Here is a 19,348-nt window from a genome sequence, read left to right as displayed (position 1 = left end):
GGGCGGCCTCTATAACGCCGCTCGCCCAGGCCCGCCCGCGCTTGTGCGCGTCAGTGCGCCGCGCTCCGGCGCCCCCAGAAGGAGCGCATGCGCGACAGCAGCGGCATCCGGCGGCGGTGCTCGGGCGGGTCGATGCGGTAGACGGCCACGGGCAACCGGATGTTCTTCATCTCGCCACGGCCCAGGCGAACCGGCGGTGAAGCCAGACGGCCTTCCACCTGACGCGCCACTGTCTCGCTGACATAGAGCGTGCCGGGACGGGCCAGCGCCTCGATGCGCGCGGCCAGGTTGACGCCTTCGCCAAACACGTCACCGTCGCGGTGGACCACCAGGCCCAGGTGGACACCCACGCGCAAGACGACCCGGCGCTCCGCGGACACGTCTTCGTTGCGGGCTTCCAGGACGCGCTGCAATTCCAGACCGAAGTCCACCGCCGAGGGGCCGCCCTCGAACTCCAGGAGGAAGCCATCCTCCATCCGCTTCACCTCGCGCCCACCATGGCGCGGCAACAACTCACGGACGAGCAGCGCATGCTCATCCCGCATGTCGTTCTGGAGCGATTCGTCACGCCATGAGAGCCCATCAGGGCCCTCAATGCCCGTGAAGAGAATCGCCGATAGTTTCCCGGGTTCTGGAGCCTCCACCACCATCGTGCATCTCCCCTTCCCCCCCGGCACTGTCAGCAATGCTACATCACACAGGGCCCCCGGTCCCAGCCGAGCCCCCCTCCCGGCTGGGACCGGGCCCTGGACGGCCGTCCGCCCCGGGGGGACGTGGCCGTACACGGTGGGTCCACCGGCGACGACAGGCTCCCCCCGAGGGCCCCTTGCCCTCCCCGCGCCCGCCTACGCTCGGTGTTGGGCATGACATGAACCGGCGTGTCAGCCCTCTTCAGGATACGTAAACCCTGACGCGCCGCACCAACGCCCTGCTGCGTCCTGTCCGGGCTGTCGAGCCTCGAACTCAGCAGGTTGGGTTCGGTCCGGGTCCTGACAGGGCACGGCCCCACGGTCCGAAGGGGCTGACCTTCGAGGAAGCGCCGGAGGGTTCAGCCCGAGCACGGCCTCGTGCTCGAGGCGCGCTCGGTCATCGCGCCTGACGCCTCCGCGTGAGCGGGGCGCTACTCCGCGCCCGCGGCGGGCGTTCCTGACGCCTCCACGCGTGGAGACGGCCGTGGCCACGCGGCGAAGGCCACGGCGGCTCCGAGCGCCACCATCATCACCACCGTGAGCGGCGTCAGCTTCCGTTTCGGCTGGGCGGCGAGCACGCCCTGCGAGGCCGACGGGGCCACGCCCGTCTTCGAGCGCAGCAGCACGGTCGACCCCACCGCGCCCGCGTCTGGCGCGGGCGGTCCATTCCGGGCAGCGCCAGGCGCGGACGGGCCCCCGGCGACAGGCGACCGCGCGATGGGCGCGGGGACCACCTTGGGCGACGCGACACCGGCCTGCGCGCCCCCTGCTGGCGGACGTGCGGGCCGAGCCGCGTCAGGCGCCCTCGTCCCGGCCACGGCCCCGTCCCGAGGCGTCGGTTTCCGGGCACCCGGGCCTGGTGTCCCCGCGGAGGGTGACCTCGCCACGGGCGAGCGGGCGATGGGCGCGGGCACGACGTCCGCTGGCGCCACGACGGGGCGCGCCGGGGGCGCCTCCAGCTCCGGCAAGGGCATCGCCTCGGCGATGGTCGCGGCGTCGTGGGAGGAAACGACCGCGGGCGCGGGCGCTGGCAGGCTGACCGTCTCCGACTCCCGGAATGGCGGCTTCGCGTCGACGTCGCCTTCCTTCGTCCCGTGTCCCGAGCGCCTGCCGGGCACCGTCTCCGGCTTCGACTCCGGAGCCAACTCCACCGCGAGCCGCGGCGTGCTCAGCGGCGTGAGCATCGGCACCTCGCCCATCGTCTGGAGCGCGCGCCCCGTCAGCGCGGAGATGAAGCCGCCCACGTCCGGGAAGCGGTCCTCCGGGCGCTTCTCCAGCGCCTTCTCCACCGCCGCGATGACGTGGTCCGGCAGGTCCGGCACCAGCGCCTCCAGGGGCTCCGGCGGATCATAGACGATGCGGTAGATGAGCTCCGCGAGGTTGCCGTTGTCCCGGAAGGGCAGCCGGCGCGCCAGCATCTCGTAGACGAGGCACCCGAAGGCGAAGATGTCCGTGCGCGGGTCCACCTCGCCGTTCTTCCCGGTGGCCTGCTCGGGCGCCATGTACTGCGGCGTGCCCAGCAGGATGCCGCCCTGCGTGTGCACGCTCTGCGAGTCGATGACCTTGGAGATGCCGAAGTCGAGCAGCTTCACGTGCTCCATCATCACGCCGCCCACCTCGGTGGGCACGAGGAACACGTTGCCCGGCTTGAGGTCACGGTGGACGATGCCCGCGCGGTGCGCGGCCTGGAGCGCCGAGCCCATCTGCCGTGTGCAGGAGAACACCTCCTCCAGCGTCATCGGGCCCTTGCGAAGCCTGCGCGACAGCGGCTGGCCGCGCAGGCACTCCATCACCATGTAGGGCGAGCCATCCTCGAGGCTGTCGAAGTCCAGCACCTCGACGATGTTGGGGTGCCCCAGCTTCGAGGCAATCTCCGCCTCGCGCCGGAAGCGCACGAGGGCCTCCGCCCCCATGCCCGCATCGTGCCGCAGCACCTTGATGGCCACCTGCCGTCCACGCAGCCGCAGGTGGTTGGCCAGGAAGACGGTCCCCATGCCACCCCGGCCGAGGACGCCTGCAATCTCATAGGTCTCCCTCAGCACCGAGCCGAGGGGAATGTCATTGGGTTTGGAGGGAGCCATGAGTAACCGGTTTTCAGCTTTGAACCGGATTCTATCCTGCTCCCTCTGACATGCCTTGGCCACCGCGGCCAAGGCGTCTCAGTTCTTGAGAGCCGCGACTACTTCGCGGGCAAGAGCGCGACGTCGCTGGCGGTGCGCAGTTCGTCCACCACGCGCCTGGCCCCGTAGACGTGCTCCAGCCCCGCCAGGATGCCCTCGCCGTGTACGGCGACCGCGCGGTTCGTCTCGGGGACGTAGGCATAGCGGCCCCCCAGCGAGTGCAGGTTCCCATCGAAGATGAGCCCCACCACGCGCCCGTCGCGGTCCACCAGGGGCGAGCCGGAGTTGCCGCCGATGATGTCGTTGGTGGTGGCCACGTCGAACGGCGTCTGAGGCGGCACCTTGCCGCGCGCCTTCAGCCAGGTGTCCGGGAGCTTGTACGGCGCCTTGCCGGTGTGCCGCTGATACGCGCCGCCAAAGGTGGTGAGCGCCGCCACGGGGCGGCCATTCTCATCCCAGCCCTTCACCTGCCCCGCGTTGAGGCGGAGGGTGAAGGTGGCGTCCGGATAACCGGAGGTGCCGTACACCGCGAGGTGCGCCTTGGCGATGCGCTCGCCGTTGCGCTTGAGCACCGCCTCCACGGTGTCCTCGTAGCGCTTGCGAGCCGCGCGGGCCTCCGCGTCCACCTTGCGCGCGAAGAGAATCATCGGGTCCTTGGAGGCCACCACCGCCGCCTTGCCGCCCTTGAGCAGCGCGGCGCGCACCTTCACGTCCCGCAGCTTCGTGCCACGCGCCAGGGCGCGCGCCAGGTCCGCGGGCGCCTCGCGTCCGAGCACCTGCTGGACGAAGGCATCATCCGCGCCCAGCGTCTCGCGCACGCGGGTGAGGCCGAACGTCAGCAGCGCCTGGTCCAGCTCGAGCGTCACCGGCGCGTCGCGCAGCAGCTGCTGCTCCAGCGTGGGGAGCTGGGCCTGGGTGTACTCGCGCAGCCGCTCCGCGTTGGGCTTCTCCTTCTCTTCCGCCACGCGCACCAGGTGCCGGGCCATGCGGAAGAGCTCGGAGGGGTAGGCGTCCCCGGCCTCCTTCATGCGGTAGTCGGGCAGCATGCGGCGGTACACGTCCAGCGCCTGGGTGATTTCCTCCCACGCGCCGTCGGTGGCGGCCTTCACCTGCGCGTTGGCGTCCACCTTCTGGCGCAGCGCCGCCTCGTCCTGACGCTTGCCGGCCAGCAGCGCCGGGTCCGCCAGCGCCTGGTGCCGCCCACGCAGCGCCTTGAGCCCGTTCTCCACGCCGCGCAGCAGGGAGCGCGTGGTGCGGTAGCGCTCCGCGGAGCCCCCGGCGTACTCGCGCAGCATGCCGCGCAGCTCGGCGAGCTGGAGCAGCGTGTACGGCAGGTTGACGTCGCGCTGGAACTCCAGCTCGGCGACGGTCGCCTTGCGCTCGGTGCCACCGGGGTGGCCGGAGACGAAGACGAGGTCCCCCTCCTTCGCGCCCTGCTTCGCCCACGGCAGGAAGTGCGGGCTCTTCGCGGGCGCGTTGTCCTGCCACACGCGCAGGAAGGCCGCGTCGAAGCCGAAGCGCGGGAAGTTGAAGTTGTCCGGGTCACCGCCGAAGGCGGCCATGGAGAACTCGGGCGCGAAGACGAGCCGCACGTCCTGGAAGCGGCGGTACTTGTACAGGTGATACCTGCCGCCGTTGAAGAGCGTCACCACGTCACAGCGCACGTCTCCGGACGTGGCGCAGGCGGCCTCCACCGCGGCCGTCTCCTTCTTCAGCGCGGTGTTGAAGGCCGCGCCAATGAGACCCTTCGTCGCCGCGTTCATCCGCGCGGTGACGTCCGTCATCTCCACCAGCTGGTTGGCCTCTACCTTGGGGCAGCGCAGCTCCCGCGCGGCGCTTGACGCATAAAAGCCCTTGGCCAGCAGGTCCTTCTTCGGCGAGGACAAATCCTCGATGCAGCCGCGGATGCAGTGGTGGTTGGTCATCACCAGTCCCTCCGGCGACACGAAGCTGGCGGAGCAGCCGCCGGCCAGCCGCACCGAGCCGAGCCGGACGTGGTCCAGCCACGCCTGCGTGGGCGTGAAGCCATGGGCCTTGTTCACCGCGTCGGAGGGAAAGGCGTCGTAGGTCCACATTCCCTCATCCGCGGCGGCGGGGAGGGACAGGAGCAGGCCGAGTGCGAGCAGTCTGCGATCCACGTGCGGGCGTCCTTCTGTCGTGACTGTGAGTGGGTGTTGCCGGTGCTGGACTTGACGGCCGGCGCGCGTCAACCTCCGGGCGGAGGACGCATTCCCCACAGGTATCATGCGCCGCGTCAGATATGGTGGCGGCAATGTCCGGCAAGCATCGCGTCTACCTCGTCCCCGGTTTTTTCGGCTTCATCAACCTGGGCGAGCTCATCTACTTCGGCCACGCCCTGGACTACTTGAAGGCGGAGCTGGCCCGCAGGCAGGTGGAGTCGGAGGTCATCATCGTCCTCTCCCACCCCACGGCCTCCATCCGCACGCGCACCGCGGACCTGCTGAGGGCCGTGCAGGAGACGGCCGCTGGAGATGACGGGCCCCTCCACCTCATCGGCCACTCGACGGGCGGGCTGGACGCGCGGCTGTTCGTCAGCCCCGGCGCGCAGGTGGCGGAGGGCCTGGACCTGGAGCCCTTCGCCAGGCGCGTGCGCTCCGTGACGTCCGTGTCCACCCCGCACGCGGGCACACCGCTGGCCACGTTCTTCATGGGCCTGTTCGGACAGCGCATCCTCAAGCTGCTGTCGCTCTTCACCGTGTATGTGCTGCGCTTCGGCCGGCTGCCGCTGCGCGTGGTGTTCCGCTTCGGACATCTGCTGGCGCGGGCGGATGACCAGCTCGGGTTCAAGCCCACCCTGCTGGACCAGCTCTATGACCAGCTCCTGGGGGACTTCTCCTCGGAGCGTCGTGACGCGGTGTCGAAGTTCCTGAGCGACGTGGGCAACGACACGTCGCTGATTCCGCAGCTCACGCCGGAAGGCATCGACCTGTTCAACGCCAGCACGCTGGAGCGGCCCGGCGTGCGGTATGGCTCGGTGGTGACGCAGGCGCGGCCGCCGTCGCTGCGCACGCGCATGGCGGCGGGGCTGGACCCGTATGCCCAGCTCACGCACACCATCTACGCGCTGACATACGGACAGACGCAGCGGATGCCGCTCACCGCGCTGCCGCTGCACACCCCCGCGCAGACGGCGGCGCTGGTGCAGGCCTATGGCGCGATGCCCGGGCCCACGGCGTGTGACGGCATCGTCCCCACGCGCTCCCAGGTGCATGGCCGGGTGCTGGCCGCGGTGCGCGCGGACCACCTGGATGCGATTGGCCACTTCGACCAGCCCGCGCACCAGCCGCCGCACGTGGACTGGCTCATCTCCGGCTCCGGCTTCCGCAGGCCCCAGTTCGAGTCGACGTGGAAGGCCATCGTCGACTTCATGCTGGAGGACGAGCAGCCCAACGTCCGGCTGGGTCAGTAGACGCCAATCAGGTGAATCTGCACGCGCGGATTCCCAAGGTACTCCTCCAGTCGCCAGCGGCTGCGCATGCCGTCATCCCGGATGCCCAGGCCCCCGCTGGGCTCGGGCGCGTCGGCGCTGGCGAGCGCCTCCCGGAGCTGGGACACGGCCCAGGTGTCGAAGTTCGGGTCGCCGGAGCCTTCGAGCACCTTGAGGTCGAGCAACTCCCCGTCGCGCGCCTGCCAGACCTCGACGATGGCCTTGAGCGCGAGCACCGGCGCGGTGACGTCCGCCATGTACATGTTCGCCGCGCGCCCGGCCTCGACCGCCGCCTGCATGCGATTGCGCTGCTCCAGCCGGTGGTCCCGGGGCTCGGAGACGACGGGGCTGCCTGTCTTTCCAAAGCGCGCGATGGCCTCCACCTGCTCGCGCTTCATCCGTGAGCCCAGCACCGACAGGTCCGGGGGTGGCGGGTTCACCAACTGCCTGGCGAAGCCTTCCCGCAGCTTCGCGAAGTAGGGGTGCGTGGCGCCGCTCGATGCGCGCGCACTCGCGGCGGCGTCCTGGGCCCAGCCGTCCACCCGCTCGCGGGCTTCCTCGGCCTGCCGGGCCGCCACGGCCTTCGGGTCGGGAGCTTCGCCAGGGCGGAGCGTCCGTCCCGTCGACGGTGGGCCACCGCCCAGCAGACCACCGCCCAGCAGGCCCTCTGGCTCCAGGTTGGGACGCGGCCGTGGCTGAGGCGGGACGTCTTGAGCCAGGACCTGCGGCGGCGCTCCGGCGCCCGCCGGGGCGGCTTCGGACGGAGGTGCCTGGGACGTGTCGGGGGGCTCCGTCGCGGCTCGGCGCGGGCGCTCCGCGTGGCGCGGCGGCGCCCACTTCCGTGGCGGGCGCGGAGGCGCTTCGTCAGGAGGCGGCTGGCGGGGCTCAGGCACCGGCGGCGCGAGGGGAGGCGTCACGTCCTGGTAGACGACCTCCATCTCGACGGCACGCGGTGGCGCCCGGCGCTGGCGGTCGCTGGGCGCACGGCTCGACAGCGCCACGAAGAGCGCTCCGTGCAGGAGCCCCGAAACCAGGAGCATGAAAATCAACTGAGCGCGCCGCGACACGGCGGACAGCTTGCCTCGCCATGCCACCACAGTGAAGCAGCCCTGTGGACTGGCGCACGGGACTGACGCGTGCCTGCCAACTCCCCGCCCTCACCTTCCCTCCAGGCACGACTGACAACCCGACTTCGCCGGATGGCAGGCAAGCGTGGGTGGCGCAACAGGCAGGCGCGGCTGGAACGCCCCCCTTCCGGCCTCGCGGCTACCGTCCGCTGGCCGGCTTCCCCCCCTCCTCCCGCGGAGGCGCCAGGCTGCGAAGCCAATGGGCGATGGCCCGTCCAATGTCATCCGGGAGGTCCTCACTCGCGTGGTGACCGGCCGCGCCGAGCGCCACGACCTCGAGGTTGGCGAACCGGCCTTGAGCCCACTCGACGACGGACGGAGCGCCGAGCGGCGTCGGACTGTCGAAGGTGAGCAGCAGTTTGGGGACCTCCGGCGACGCTCCCATCCAAGCGACATAGCGCTCCAGCACCGCCATCATGTCAGCCGGCTGATTCTCGATGGGAATCTCCCGCGGCCACGCCAACAACGGGCGCCGTGAAGGCGCGTCTGGATAGGGCGCCGCGTACACCGCGGCCTCAGCCGCGGTCAGACCCCGTTTGACGCCGACCCCCAGCGACCGGGCCAGGAACTGGTTCTGCTCCAGCACCAAGGTCTCCCCCACGCCAGGCGTCCGCAGGTTCTTGAACAGCTCGGCGCCTTGCGGTGGGTAGTCGCTCCACTCGAGTGAGCGGAGGAAGGTCTCGTACACGACGAGGCCGCGGACCCTGTCGGGGTGGCGAGCGGCCCAGTCCATGGCCAGCGAGCCGCCCCAGTCGTAGCCCACGAGCACGACGTCGCGCAGGTCGAGCGCATCGAACCAGGCGTCGAGATACCGGGACTGGTCGGCGAAGCGGTAGGCGATGTCCGGCTTGCCCGAGTCGCCCATGCCAATCAGGTCAGGCGCCAGCACGTGGTAGCGGTCCGAGAGATGGGGGATGACGTCGCGCCAGACATAGGACGAGGTCGGGTTTCCATGGAGCAAGACCACCGAAGGGCCGCGCCCCGCCTCCCGATAGGCCATGTGGGAATCGAGGACGTTGACGTCACGCATGGCTGTCTCCAGAGGCAAGGGAGGGGTCGCCACGCGCAAGCACGCGGTGAGCGCGACCGAGAGGAGCGGGAACAGCAGGTTCATCCTTGGCATGGCCCCTTCATGGGTCGCTTCTTTATTTTCGGATAGTGATTGTTCGTGATGGGTATCCTCACCACTCATGAGTATTTCCGCCCTCGACCTCAACCTGCTGGTGGTGCTCGACGCCGTCCTCACCGAGCGCAGCGTCGCGCGGGCCGCGCGCCGCCTCCATGTCACGCCGTCGGCCATCAGCAACGCCCTGGCCAGGCTGCGCGTCGCGCTTGGCGACCCGCTGTTCGCCCGCAGCGGCCGGGGCATCGTCCCCACGCCCCGCGCGGTGGCGCTGGCCCCCACGTTGAGCCGCGCCCTCAGAGACCTTGACCACGCCGTTCACGGCGCGGCCTTCGACCCCGCCACGACCACGCGGGAGTTCTCGCTCGCCATCGCGGATTCCGGACAGATGGTGCGGCTGCCTCGCATCGCCACGCTGCTGGCCGCTGAGATGCCACGCGCCAGGCTGCGGGTGATGGGCATCGACACCTTCCTCACGGGAGGCGGCCTGGCCAGCACCGAGGTCGACGTCGCCATCGCGGTGGGCGAGAAGTCCCCCGGCCTGCATCTGGAGCCCCTCTACCGGGAGCGCACCGTGCTGGTGGCGCGTCACAATCATCCCCAGGCAGGAGACCGTGTCTCCAGGAGCGCGCTGGCCAGCCTGCGCCACGTCGAGGTGCAGGTGGCCCCCGGCAAGGGCTACCGCGCGTTGCCCGGCGCCTACGCCCGGCTCGGCATCGCTCGCGACGTCGCGCTGGTGGTGCCGAACTTCAGTACCGCCGCCGCCGTGGTCGCGGAGACCAACCTGGTCGCGACACTGCCCGCCTCACTGCTCTCCCGGCTCGGCCCTCGCCTCGGCCTCCGCGGCGTGCAGAGCCCGGTGCCCTCGCTCACCCTCACCATCAACCTGTGCTGGCACGAACGAACCCACGCCGACCCTGCGATGGTCTCCTTTCGCGACCTCATCCGGCGCGCCGGTGCCACACCGAGGACCCGGCGCACCTCGGCCGCGACCTGAGTCAGGGGGGGATGACGACCGGCACCGCCTGGCCCCGGCGCAAGGGGTCAACCCCACGCCACCTCACGCCTTCTTCAGCACCGCCAGGAAGCGGGCGTCCGCGATGTGCGTGCCCTCGAAGTCCTCCAGGCGGACGGGAATCCACTCGCGGGCCTTGTCCCCCTTCTGCTGGAGCGTGGCGTCCAGGGTGTTGAACACCTCGGGAGGCGGCTCGCAGATGGCGCGCACGCCGCCCTTGGCCTTCGCGTGGAAGGATACCTGGAGCTCGTTCACCAGCGCCAGGTAGCGGCCCGGCGGGAAGCGGCGGAAGAGCCACACGCCCATCGTCAGCTCCATCACCGTCACCTGCACGCCCAGGTACACGCTGCCCACGTGGTTGCGCGTGCGCCGCTTCAGCGGCACGGACACCTTCGCCCGGGCATCCGAGGCGTCCTCCACCCGGACGCCCATCACCGAGGACAGCGGGATGATGTTCTTCACCGCCACCGTCAGCAGCGCGTTCGCCGCGCTGGGGGATACCTGACGCAGCCGTTCCACGAGGTCGAGAGCAAGCATGGTCCACCCATCATACCGGCCGGGAGCCCGGCCGCCTGCCCCCCAGGCGTCGCGCGCGGACTGGCATTCCCGGAAGGAATCCCCACCTTGGGGTGACCATGAACTTTCCAAGCCATGTCAATCTCCCCACAGACGCCCGTGAAGAGCTCATCGATTCGCTCAACACCCTGCTGGCCGACGCCATCGACCTGCATTGGCAAATCAAGCAAGCGCACTGGAACATCCGCGGCCGGCACTTCTACAGCCGCCACGAGCTGTTCGACGACCTAGCCAAGCACGTCCGCAAACAAGCCGACGAGTTCGCCGAGCGCGCGGGCACGCTGGGCGGCTACGCCGAGGGCACCATCCGGCTGGCGGCCAAGAACAGCGAGCTGCCCGAGTACGACCTGAAGGCCGTGGACGGTGACGACCACCTCAAGGCCCTGGTGGACCGCTTCGCCCGCTACGGGGCCAGCATCCGCAGCGGCATCCACCGCTCCGACGAGCTGAACGACCCCGTCACCGCGGACCTGCTCACCCAGACGCTGGGCGAGGTCGAACTGGACCTCTGGTTCCTGGAGAGCCACCTGCACGGCGAGCCTCGCGCGGGGGTGCGCCGCGGCGGTGAGGTCCGCGCCCAGGACGCCTCCACCCCCCCGTCCAACGCCTGAGCGGAGCGTTGACCACCGGAAGGCCCCGCGCGCCTGCTCAAGAGCAAGCGCGCGGACAGGCTCCAGCGTATAGAAGGCGTCCTCTCACGCTGGAGGACGCCTTTTGACTTCACAGACGCGCATGGACGGGAAGGTGTGCCTCATCACCGGGGCCACGGGGGGCATTGGCCTGGAGGCCGCCAAGGCGCTCGCGCGCATGGGCGCCACGGTGGTGTTGGTGGGCCGGGACGCGGGCCGCACCGAGGCGGCCGTGGCCGCCGTGAAGGAGGCCGCCCCCAGCGCCCAGGTGGACTGGCTCCGCGCCGACCTCACCTCCCTGAAGTCCGTGCGGGAACTAGCGGAGACCTTCCGCTCCCGCTACCCGCGGCTGGACGTGCTGCTGAACAACGCGGGGCTCATCCTGGACCAGCGCCAGGTGACGGAGGACGGACTGGAGGCCACCATGGCCACCAACCACTTCGCGCCCTTCCTCCTGACGAACCTGCTGCTGGACGTGATGAAGGCCACCGGCCCGGCCCGCATCATCAACGTCTCGTCGGATGCCCACGCCGCGGGCAAGCTCGACTTCGATGACCTGCAGAGCGAGCGGAGCTTCATCGGCTTCCGCGTGTACGGCACGTCGAAGCTGGCCAACATCCTGTTCACCCGCGCGCTGGCGAAGCGGCTGGAGGGCACGCAGGTGACGACCAACGCCCTGCACCCGGGCGTGGTGCGCACGGGCTTCGGTCACAACACGCAGGGGTTCTTCCGCCACATCGTCAAGCTGGGCGCGGCGTTCATGCTTTCGGCGGAGAAGGGAGCGCGGACGTCCATCTACCTGGCGTCCTCGCCCGAAGTGGAGGCAGTGTCCGGGCAGTACTTCTACAAATGCCGTCCGAAGAAGCCGTCCTCCGCCGCGCGGAACGACGCGCTCGCGGAGCGGCTCTGGCAGGTGAGCGCGCAGCTCACGGGAGTCAAGGAATGATTGACCTGTATACGTTCGCTACGCCCAACGGGCAGAAGGTCTCCATCGCCCTGGAGGAGCTGGGCCTCCAGTACAAGACGCACGTGGTGGACATCACGAAGGGCGACCAGTTCAAGCCCGAGTTCCTGGCCATCAACCCCAACAACAAGATTCCGGCCATCGTCGACCACGCGGCGCTGGACCACCGTCCGCTCACCGTCATCGAGTCCGGCGCCATCCTCATCTACCTGGCGGAGAAGACGGGCCAGCTCTTGCCCTCCCACCCGCGCGGCCGGGCGGAGGTGCTGGAGTGGCTGATGTTCCAGATGGGCGGCGTGGGCCCCATGTTCGGCCAGCTCAACCACTTCGCCCGCTTCGCCCCCAAGAAGGTCCCCTACGGCATCGAGCGCTACCACGCCGAGTCCCGGCGGCTCATCGGCGTGCTCGACGGAAAGCTGGGCGGGGGGGACTACGTCGCGGGCCGCTACTCCATCGCGGACATCGCCCTGTACCCCTGGGTGGCCGGCACCCGCGCGTACTTCCCCGAGCTGTTCCAGGGCTCCAGCAACGTCGTGCAGTGGCTCCACCGCGTGGGCAGCCGTCCCGCCGTGGAGCGCGGCATGAAGGTCCCCGAGCTCAAGTAGTCCCACGCAGCTTGCCTGGAAGCGCGGTGGCCGGATGGCCGCCGCGCTGCCGTGTGTTCTCCCCCGTCATGGCCACGCTCGAACAGCTCCGATTCGACAACACCTACGCCCGCCTGCCCGCTGGGTTTGGCGCGCGCGTCCACCCCAGTCCCTTCCCGGACGCGAAGCTGGTGAGCGTCAACCCCGCCGCCTTGAAGCTCCTGGACCTGACGCCCGAGGAAGCGCGGCGGCCGGAGTTCGTCGCGGCGCTGGGCGGCGAAGCGCCCCTGCCGGGCATGGAGCCCTTCGCCATGGTGTACGCGGGGCACCAGTTCGGCGTGTACGTGCCCCGGCTGGGCGACGGCCGCGCCCTGCTGCTGGGCGAGGTCCGCAACGCCGCCGGTGAGAAGTGGGACCTGCACCTCAAGGGCGGCGGGCCCACGCCCTTCTCGCGCGGGGGCGACGGACGCGCGGTGCTGCGCTCCACCCTCCGCGAGTACCTGTGCGGTGAGGCCATGCACGGCCTGGGCATCCCCACCACGCGGGGCCTGGGCATCCTCGGCAGCCAGGCGCCGGTGTACCGCGAGGCGGTGGAGACGGGCGCGATGCTGGTGCGCATGGCGCCCTCGCACGTGCGCTTCGGCTCCTTCGAGTTCTTCCACTACACCGAACAGCGTGAGCACGTGGCCACGCTGGCCGACCACGTCATCACCGAGCACTTCCCTCACCTGGCGGGCCAGGCGGGCCGCTACGCGCGCTTCTACACGGAGGTGGTGGAGCGCACGGCGCGGCTGATTGCGCAGTGGCAGGCGGTGGGCTTCGCGCACGGGGTGATGAACACGGACAACATGTCCATCCTGGGCCTCACGCTGGACTACGGGCCCTTCGGCTTCCTGGACGACTTCGAGCCGGGCTTCATCTGCAATCACTCCGACGACCGGGGCCGCTACGCCTTCGACCAGCAGCCGCGCATCGGCCTGTGGAACCTCGCGTGTCTGGGCGAAGCGCTGCTCACCCTCATCTCGGAGGACGAGGCCCGCGCGGCGCTGGCCACCTACCAGCCCGCCTTCAACGCGCACTTCATGGACCGGATGCGCGCGAAGCTGGGCCTGCGGGAGGCGCGCGACGAGGACCGCGAGCTGGTGAGCGACTTGTTCGCCCGCATGGCAGAGGCCCCCGTGGACTACACGCGCTTCTTCCGCGCGCTGGGCTCGGACGCCCGTCCCGTGCGTGACATGTTCTCCGCCCCCGAGGGCTTCGACGCCTGGGCCGGGCGCTACCGGGCGCGGCTGGCCGCCGAAGGCAGCGTGGACCCAGAGCGCCACGCGCGCATGGCCCGGGTGAATCCCAAGTACGTGCTGCGCAACTGGGTGGCGCAGGAGGCCATCTCCCGCGCGGAGGCTGGGGACTTCTCGCTCGTGGACCGGCTGCTCGGCGTGCTGTCGGACCCGTTCGCCGAGCACCCCGACGCGGAGTCCTACGCGGCGGCGCCGCCCGCCTGGGGCCGGCACCTCGAGGTGAGCTGCAGCTCCTGAGGCCGCGCGCTGGTGAAGGTTGAAGAGGCGAAGCTTCCGCCCGGACGCGCTTGCCGGAACCCACGGCAGGCGCAACCTTTGCTGTCTATGGTGACGGACCTCACCCGGTTGCCCTTGCGAGGGAAACAAGGCGCCTTTCACGTCGTCGTCGAGTCTCCCCGAGGCTCCACGCTGAAGCTCAAGTACGACACGGCGCTCCAGGCCTTCAGCCTCTCACGGCCGCTTCCCAGGGGCCTGAGCTATCCCTTCGACTGGGGCTTCATCCCCTCCACCCAGGGGCCTGATGGGGACCCGCTGGATGCCATGGTGTACTGGGACGACGCGAGCTTTCCCGGCGTGGTGCTGCCCTGCCGCGCGCTCGGCGTGCTCCAGGTGGAGCAGAACACGGGCGGCGGCGGACGCGAGCGCAATGACCGCATCCTCGCGGTCCCCGTCACCCCGTCCCGCGCCGGACACCTGACGGACTCTCAGCAACTGCCACGGCGCGAGCGAGAGGAGCTGGAGCACTTCTTCCTCGCCGCCGTGCGCTTCGAGGACAAGGACGCGCGCATCCTGGGCTGGGAGGGGCCGGAGGGTGTGGAGCGGATGCTCCGCCAACACGCACGCACGGAGGAATAGATGGCTCACCCCACGCCCATCCGAGGACTCGGGCCCGACAGCCGACTGGGCGACGCCGCGCGCCGCATCCTCGCGGGCCGGCTCGCGGACGTCCGCAAGCCAGAGGCCGGCTTCCAGGACGCCGTGGATGACGAGTCCGTCCATGACATGCGCGTGGCCACCCGGCGGCTCCGCGCCGCCCTCAAGGTGTTCCGCTCCCTGGGCGGCCTGAAGAAGCTGGAGCGCGACGTGAAGCGCATCCAGGACGCGCTGGGGGGCGTTCGCGACGTGCACGTCCAGTCCGCGTGGCTGGAGGGCGTGGCCCGGAAGGCGAGCAAGAAGCCCCAGGTGCGCGCCGGCATCCAGGCGCTGCGCAAGAAGCGGCTGTCCGAGCTGGAGACGCACGAGACGCGCCTGCACGCGGAGCTGGAGCGCTGGGTGGACAAGACGGTGCCCCGGCTCTTGCGCAAGCTGGACGGACTGGATGACGGGCACCGCTTCGCTGGCCGCCGCGTCCGGGACACGCTGCGCCAGCGCCTCAAGCGCGTGCAGAAGCGAATCGACACGTACGTGGACGCGGCCGACGCGGCGTCCGCCCACGAGCTGCGCAAGGAGCTGAAGCGGCTGCGCTACGAGTTGGAGATCTTCCAGCCGGCCTTCCGCCGCACCCTGGACGCGCTGCTGGAGGTGCTCGTCCCGCTCCAGGACGGCCTGGGCGAGCTGCATGACGCCGACGTGCGGCTGGAGCTGTTCGAGCGGCTGGCCGCGGAGTCCGCGCCGCGCGAGCGCAAGTCCGCTCGGGCGCTGCTCCCCCTGGTCCGGGAGGAGCGGACGAAGCGCGCGGCGGAGATTGCCCGCGAGGTCCAGCGCTGGCGCACGGAGGAGATTCCCAAGCGCCTGCGCCGCATGTTGACCTGAAGGCCACGGAGCGTATGTGGCACATCCCCAATGGCACACAGTCTGTCTGGTCAGTTGAAACGACTCAACCCGCCCGCCACGCCCAGGTGAGGCCCAGACGTGGCGGACCTGTGTATTACGGCCAGGGGGCCGGGTCCGGGTTCGGATCCAGGCAGCGCGGGCCGACGCAGCAGTCGACGTAGCACGTCACGACGTCCTCGCCCGGCCCGCAGATGCCGTCACCGCAGGCGAGGATGAGGCCGCAGTCCTGCCGGCAGCTCCGGGGCGTCTCCAGGCCGTTGCAGACGCCGTCGCCACAGAGGGAACCACAATCAAAGTCGCAGGTCGCGGTCGTCTCCGAGCCGTTGCAGATGCCGTCGCCGCACCAGGTGACGGGGCCGCAATCCTGGGGGCAGGTGTTGGTGGTCTCGTTGCCGTTGCAGATGCCATCACCACAGTAGGCGAGGATGAGGCCGCAGTCCTCGGGGCAGGTGCGACTCGTCTCGCGCCCGTTGCACACCCCGTCCCCACACCACATGAGCACGTTGCAGTCCCAGGGACAGTTGTCGCCGTTCTCCCCGTTGAGGGTGTCACAGAACCCGTCGCCACACAGGTAGCGCTGAACCTCCGCCTCGGACTGCCCCACCTCCACCAGCTCCGACTCCGACTCCACGGGGCCACAGGCGGCGAACAGCCCCAGTGACAACCCTGCCAGCATGACGACCAGACGAGACTTCACGTGAACCTCCTTGGGGGAACGAGGCCACGCATGTCAGCGCATTCTGAATAAACAGACAACACCCGGGCTCATGAAACGCGATGTCAACAACCACCGCGACACAGGTGCTGCGCACGGAGACCGCGTCCGTCCTGACCCGGCCTCCGCGTTTTGTAGCGCATTCCGTTACATGTAATTGAAGGGCATGTTGACGGAGAGCGTGTGGATGAGCTGATCGGTCTGCTCGGAGGGCCTGCGCGTGAAGGCGTTGAGGTAGCCCACCTCGATGGAGGAGTGGTCCCCGAGCTTCCAGCCCGCGCCGACGAACGCGCGGTTCATGTCGAAGCCGGCGCTGGGGCCATTCGCCACCGAGTTGAGGTGGTAGAAGACCTCATCCCAGACAATCAACGACAGCCGCCCCTGCGCGGCCACGGGGCGCGCCCCGCGCAGCATGACGCGGGCACGGTGGGAGACCTCTGTCGTGCCGGGCAGGAAGCGCTGCTCCAGGCGGGCGCGGAGCGTGCCCGCCACCTGCCCGAACTTCGGCGTGTAGAGGAGCTGCTGGAAGAGGCGGCTTTCGCCCTGGCGCAGGGCCGGGTCACCCTCCCACTGCCACAGCGGAATCCAGGCTGGCCCCAGCCACAGCGACAGGTCCTGGCCCACCCGCACACCCGCCGCCGAGCGGAGGATGGCGCGGGCGTCGTCCTTGCCGAAGCGCGGCTGGGCTTCCAGGTAGTAGAGGAAGTGCTCCCCGATGCCCCCTTGCGCCGACACCGTGTACCAGAGCTGGGCCTCCGCGCTGACGGGCCGGGCCTCCACGGTGCGAAGGGGAATGACGAGCAACAGACTGATGAGGGGAAGCCAAGTCTCCGTGCGCATGATGCGCATGCCCTAGAGCACGACGCGCGCACCGGCTCAACGGGTCAAAGCGCGAATGCAGTCTGACTGACGATGACGCGTCCGCCCTTCACCGTGGGGGAAGGACGGACGACCCATGCCGCCTACTGCGTGGGCTGCTGGGAACCCGGGGTGGACTGGCCACTCTCCGGAGCGGCCGGCGCCGTGGGCTGCACCTGCGAGGTCGCCTCGATTCGCACCGCCTGAGGCTCTCCGCTCTGCGCGTCGGTCCGGTAGGAGGCTCGGACCTGGCTGCCCTCCTGGATGTCCCCAGCGCTGGCCTGGCGCCCGTCCACCGTGACCTGCGTCTGCGGCGACATCTGAAGGCGCAGCTGCGGCTCGCCCCGTGAGCTGAGCAACAGCTCGTCGTCGTTGGCGCTCAGCACCTCACCGACGATTTGCTGCTCGGCGCCCTCCTGCGCCTGGGCGCCCTGCTGTTGCTGCTGCGCCTGGGGCGCGGGCGCCACGGCCACCGGCTGCTGCGACTGCTGACGAAGCTGCTCGGTCTGCTGGCGGGCCTGCTGGTTCTGCTGCGCCAGCCTCTCGCTCTGCTGACGCTGGGCCTGCTGCGCCTCCTGCTGGGCCTGCTGCGCCTCCTGCCGGGCCTGCTGCGCCTGCTGCTGCGCGCGCTGCTGGGCCTGCTGGGCCTCCTGCGAGGCCGTATGCGCCTGGGCCTGGGCCTCCTGATACGCCTGCTGCTTCTCGTGGAGCTCCTTTTGGGCGCTGGCGGCCTGCTCCTGCTGCTTGCTCGCCTGCTCCTGGGCCTGGCGGGCCGAGCCGAAGGCGCTCTCCGTGCGCTGCTGCGCCTGCGCCAACTGGTCATTCACCGGCGACTGCCCGCTTGCCTGCCCTTGGGTCCCCCGGTCGCGTTCTTCACACGCCGTCCCCAGCGTCAATGCAGCGGCGCCCGCCATCAACCACCCCGCTCGAAATCTCATTGGATGTCTCCCGTCCGTCATGCACGTCCTGGGAGAAAGATGGCGAGCGGCATCCTCGCGCCAACCCACATCCGCGCCAGGCGTCCGCCCTCCTGGCCGCCCACCTCCACTTGTTGATGCACGAAGCGCTACCCATGGATGGGGTTTAACGGTAAGGGGCGCCCCCCATGCGTGCGTGCGGACTCGATTTCGGAACCAGCAACACCGCCGCGGCCCTGCCTGACGGCACGGTGCTGTCCCTGCAACCCCATACCTCGGAGGCCCGTCTCTTCCGCTCCGTCCTCTTCTTCCCGGACGACGAGCAGGACATCTACGCCGGCGCCGACGCCATCCAGCGCTACCTGGAGGACAACACCGGACGCTTCATCCAGTCCGTGAAGTCCTTCCTCCACTCCAGCTCCTTCCGCGCCACCCAGGTGAAGGGGCGCACCTACACCATCGAGGAGCTGGTGGCCGTGCTGCTGCGCCGCGTGCGGGACGCCGCCGCGAGCAGCATGGGCGGCGCGCCCGAAGCCGTCGTGCTCGGCCGGCCCGCCGTCTTCACGCCGGACCCGGAGGCGGATGCCCTGGCCCAGCAGCGCCTGCTGCGCGCCGCGGAGCTCGCGGGCTTCCAGCACGTCCAGTTCCTCATCGAGCCCATCGCCGCGGCGCTCGCCTATGAGGCCCAGCTCACCCGCGACGAGCTCGTGCTGGTGGCGGACTTCGGCGCCGGCACCACCGACCTCACCCTGATGCGCCTGGGCCCCAGCCGCCGCGGCAACCCGGACCGCCGCCAGGACGTGGTGGGCTCCACGGGCGTGCGCATCGGCGGTGACCGCTTCGACGCCGAAATCATGCGCCACAAGCTGCTGCCCCGCTTCGGCGCGGGCTCCACCTACCAGGTGCGCGGCTTCAGCGACAAGCGGCTGCCCATTCCCCAGCACATCATGGCCAAGTTGCTCACCTGGCACGAGATGTCCTTCATCCGGGAGAAGTCCACCCAGGAGCTGCTGGAGACCATGCTCAACACGAGCGACCGCAAGGCCGAAATCCAGGCCCTGTACGACCTCGTCATGGACAACCTGGGCTACCGCCTGTTCCGCGCCATTGAAGCGGCCAAGGTGCGCCTGTCCCAGGAAGAGCAGGCCACGGTGGACTTCGAGGAGGCCCGCATCACCCTCCACGAGCCCATCACCCGCGAGGAGTTCGACACCTTCAGCAAGCCCCTGCTGGACGAGCTGGACGCGTGCACCACGGGCCTGCTGGAGAAGCACGCGGAGGCGAGGGACATCGACGCGGTGTTCCTCACCGGCGGCTCGTCGCAGATTCCCGCGGTGCGCCAGCTCTACGTGCGCCGCTTCGGCGAAGGGCGCGTGCGCACCGCGGATGCCTTCACCTCCGTGGCCGAAGGGCTCGGGCGCGCGGCGGCGCACCTGTCCGTCTGAGCCGGACGTCCGGGGCGGGGCCTACGGGCCCACGTCCACGGCGCGGCTGAGCCACCCCACCCCGCCC

Annotated in this window: 18 protein-coding genes; 9 read left to right on the top strand and 9 right to left on the bottom strand. The window is 70.1% G+C overall.

Annotated elements, in window-relative coordinates; genetic code table 11:
* Window positions 1–50: 50 nt before the first annotated feature.
* The 3 genes from HV826_RS09935 to HV826_RS09925 all read right to left on the bottom strand — a co-directional run bounded on the left by HV826_RS09935 (window position 51) and on the right by HV826_RS09925 (window position 4,947).
* Complete coding sequence (locus HV826_RS09935; RefSeq protein WP_163784866.1) at window positions 51–650, bottom strand: adenylate/guanylate cyclase domain-containing protein; 600 nt, start codon at window positions 648–650, stop codon at window positions 51–53.
* A 470-nt stretch (window positions 651–1,120) separates the two neighbouring features.
* Window positions 1,121–2,770, bottom strand: a complete 1,650-nt coding sequence (locus HV826_RS09930) for a serine/threonine-protein kinase (RefSeq protein ID WP_176416760.1) — start codon at window positions 2,768–2,770, stop codon at window positions 1,121–1,123.
* A 98-nt stretch (window positions 2,771–2,868) separates the two neighbouring features.
* Window positions 2,869–4,947, bottom strand: a complete 2,079-nt coding sequence (locus HV826_RS09925; RefSeq protein ID WP_176416759.1) for a S46 family peptidase — start codon at window positions 4,945–4,947, stop codon at window positions 2,869–2,871.
* Window positions 4,948–5,081: 134 nt separating this feature from the next.
* Here HV826_RS09925 and HV826_RS09920 point away from each other — a divergent pair, with 134 nt between their 5' ends.
* Entirely contained in the window at window positions 5,082–6,239 is a 1,158-nt protein-coding gene (locus HV826_RS09920) for a triacylglycerol lipase (RefSeq protein WP_255208146.1), read from the top strand.
* Here the strand turns inward: HV826_RS09920 and HV826_RS09915 are convergent.
* A complete protein-coding gene (locus tag HV826_RS09915; RefSeq protein ID WP_217918561.1) occupies window positions 6,233–7,297 on the bottom strand; it encodes a TonB C-terminal domain-containing protein in 1,065 nt (354 codons plus the stop codon). The two genes, HV826_RS09920 and HV826_RS09915, sit on opposite strands and share 7 nt — an antisense overlap.
* Before the next feature lie 226 nt (window positions 7,298–7,523).
* Window positions 7,524–8,414, bottom strand: a complete 891-nt coding sequence (locus HV826_RS09910; RefSeq protein ID WP_255217139.1) for a haloalkane dehalogenase — start codon at window positions 8,412–8,414, stop codon at window positions 7,524–7,526.
* A gap of 160 nt (window positions 8,415–8,574) precedes the next feature.
* Between HV826_RS09910 and HV826_RS09905 the strand changes: the two genes are divergently transcribed.
* Complete coding sequence (locus HV826_RS09905; protein ID WP_176416756.1) at window positions 8,575–9,504, top strand: LysR family transcriptional regulator; 930 nt, start codon at window positions 8,575–8,577, stop codon at window positions 9,502–9,504.
* Window positions 9,505–9,567: 63 nt separating this feature from the next.
* On the opposite strand, the gene HV826_RS09900 is transcribed toward HV826_RS09905, so the two are convergent.
* The gene (locus tag HV826_RS09900; protein WP_176416755.1) at window positions 9,568–10,059 is read right to left on the bottom strand and encodes a DUF4442 domain-containing protein; all 492 of its coding nucleotides are present in this window, start codon (window positions 10,057–10,059) and stop codon (window positions 9,568–9,570) included.
* 98 nt (window positions 10,060–10,157) lie between these two features.
* Here HV826_RS09900 and dps point away from each other — a divergent pair, with 98 nt between their 5' ends.
* The 6 genes from dps (at window position 10,158) to HV826_RS09870 (ending at window position 15,325) form a co-directional block, all read left to right on the top strand.
* Window positions 10,158–10,709, top strand: coding sequence for a DNA starvation/stationary phase protection protein Dps (gene dps / locus HV826_RS09895; protein ID WP_176416754.1), 552 nt, complete (start codon window positions 10,158–10,160; stop codon window positions 10,707–10,709).
* 121 nt (window positions 10,710–10,830) lie between these two features.
* A complete protein-coding gene (locus HV826_RS09890) occupies window positions 10,831–11,673 on the top strand; it encodes an SDR family oxidoreductase (protein WP_176416841.1) in 843 nt (280 codons plus the stop codon).
* Complete coding sequence (locus tag HV826_RS09885) at window positions 11,670–12,296, top strand: glutathione S-transferase N-terminal domain-containing protein (RefSeq protein WP_176416753.1); 627 nt, start codon at window positions 11,670–11,672, stop codon at window positions 12,294–12,296. Before HV826_RS09890 ends, HV826_RS09885 begins: the two co-directional genes overlap by 4 nt.
* A gap of 68 nt (window positions 12,297–12,364) precedes the next feature.
* Window positions 12,365–13,810 (top strand): YdiU family protein, encoded by a 1,446-nt coding sequence (locus tag HV826_RS09880; RefSeq protein ID WP_176416752.1) that lies wholly within the window; start codon window positions 12,365–12,367, stop codon window positions 13,808–13,810.
* A gap of 87 nt (window positions 13,811–13,897) precedes the next feature.
* Window positions 13,898–14,428 (top strand): inorganic diphosphatase, encoded by a 531-nt coding sequence (locus tag HV826_RS09875; RefSeq protein ID WP_176416751.1) that lies wholly within the window; start codon window positions 13,898–13,900, stop codon window positions 14,426–14,428.
* The gene (locus HV826_RS09870) at window positions 14,429–15,325 is read left to right on the top strand and encodes a CHAD domain-containing protein (protein ID WP_176416750.1); all 897 of its coding nucleotides are present in this window, start codon (window positions 14,429–14,431) and stop codon (window positions 15,323–15,325) included. It abuts the gene before it with no gap.
* Between the two features lie 115 nt (window positions 15,326–15,440).
* Here the strand turns inward: HV826_RS09870 and HV826_RS09865 are convergent, their stop codons facing one another.
* The 3 genes from HV826_RS09865 to HV826_RS09855 form a co-directional block, all read right to left on the bottom strand.
* The gene (locus tag HV826_RS09865; protein WP_176416749.1) at window positions 15,441–16,043 is read right to left on the bottom strand and encodes a hypothetical protein; all 603 of its coding nucleotides are present in this window, start codon (window positions 16,041–16,043) and stop codon (window positions 15,441–15,443) included.
* A 165-nt stretch (window positions 16,044–16,208) separates the two neighbouring features.
* A complete protein-coding gene (locus HV826_RS09860) occupies window positions 16,209–16,901 on the bottom strand; it encodes a DUF2490 domain-containing protein (protein WP_176416748.1) in 693 nt (230 codons plus the stop codon).
* A 122-nt stretch (window positions 16,902–17,023) separates the two neighbouring features.
* The gene (locus HV826_RS09855; RefSeq protein ID WP_255217138.1) at window positions 17,024–17,857 is read right to left on the bottom strand and encodes a hypothetical protein; all 834 of its coding nucleotides are present in this window, start codon (window positions 17,855–17,857) and stop codon (window positions 17,024–17,026) included.
* A 167-nt stretch (window positions 17,858–18,024) separates the two neighbouring features.
* On the opposite strand from HV826_RS09855, the gene HV826_RS09850 reads away from it, so the two are divergent.
* Window positions 18,025–19,281 carry an Hsp70 family protein gene (locus HV826_RS09850; protein ID WP_176416747.1) on the top strand — a complete coding sequence of 419 codons (1,257 nt, stop codon included), beginning with the start codon at window positions 18,025–18,027 and terminating at the stop codon, window positions 19,279–19,281.
* The last annotated feature ends 67 nt before the right edge of the window (window positions 19,282–19,348 follow it).

Source organism: Myxococcus sp. AM010, from assembly GCF_013372585.1.
GTDB classification, from domain to species: domain Bacteria; phylum Myxococcota; class Myxococcia; order Myxococcales; family Myxococcaceae; genus Myxococcus; species Myxococcus vastator.
Note: the sequence above shows the minus strand (reverse complement) of the source record. Positions and strands in the feature narration are given on the sequence as shown.

Excerpts from the sequence above, each read along its gene's own strand:
- HV826_RS09905 (WP_176416756.1), top strand. The coding sequence starts at position 8,575 with ATGAGTATTTCCGCCCTCGACCTCAACCTGCTGGTGGTGCTCGACGCC.
- HV826_RS09900 (WP_176416755.1), bottom strand. The coding sequence starts at position 10,059 with ATGCTTGCTCTCGACCTCGTGGAACGGCTGCGTCAGGTATCCCCCAGC.
- HV826_RS09935 (WP_163784866.1), bottom strand. The coding sequence starts at position 650 with ATGGTGGTGGAGGCTCCAGAACCCGGGAAACTATCGGCGATTCTCTTC.
- HV826_RS09860 (WP_176416748.1), bottom strand. The coding sequence starts at position 16,901 with ATGCGCACGGAGACTTGGCTTCCCCTCATCAGTCTGTTGCTCGTCATT.
- HV826_RS09880 (WP_176416752.1), top strand. The coding sequence starts at position 12,365 with ATGGCCACGCTCGAACAGCTCCGATTCGACAACACCTACGCCCGCCTG.
- HV826_RS09920 (WP_255208146.1), top strand. The coding sequence starts at position 5,082 with ATGTCCGGCAAGCATCGCGTCTACCTCGTCCCCGGTTTTTTCGGCTTC.
- HV826_RS09850 (WP_176416747.1), top strand. The coding sequence starts at position 18,025 with ATGCGTGCGTGCGGACTCGATTTCGGAACCAGCAACACCGCCGCGGCC.
- HV826_RS09930 (WP_176416760.1), bottom strand. The coding sequence starts at position 2,770 with ATGGCTCCCTCCAAACCCAATGACATTCCCCTCGGCTCGGTGCTGAGG.
- HV826_RS09870 (WP_176416750.1), top strand. The coding sequence starts at position 14,429 with ATGGCTCACCCCACGCCCATCCGAGGACTCGGGCCCGACAGCCGACTG.
- HV826_RS09855 (WP_255217138.1), bottom strand. The coding sequence starts at position 17,857 with ATGAGATTTCGAGCGGGGTGGTTGATGGCGGGCGCCGCTGCATTGACG.
- HV826_RS09910 (WP_255217139.1), bottom strand. The coding sequence starts at position 8,414 with ATGCGTGACGTCAACGTCCTCGATTCCCACATGGCCTATCGGGAGGCG.
- dps (WP_176416754.1), top strand. The coding sequence starts at position 10,158 with ATGAACTTTCCAAGCCATGTCAATCTCCCCACAGACGCCCGTGAAGAG.
- HV826_RS09875 (WP_176416751.1), top strand. The coding sequence starts at position 13,898 with ATGGTGACGGACCTCACCCGGTTGCCCTTGCGAGGGAAACAAGGCGCC.
- HV826_RS09885 (WP_176416753.1), top strand. The coding sequence starts at position 11,670 with ATGATTGACCTGTATACGTTCGCTACGCCCAACGGGCAGAAGGTCTCC.
- HV826_RS09915 (WP_217918561.1), bottom strand. The coding sequence starts at position 7,297 with ATGCTCCTGGTTTCGGGGCTCCTGCACGGAGCGCTCTTCGTGGCGCTG.
- HV826_RS09890 (WP_176416841.1), top strand. The coding sequence starts at position 10,831 with ATGGACGGGAAGGTGTGCCTCATCACCGGGGCCACGGGGGGCATTGGC.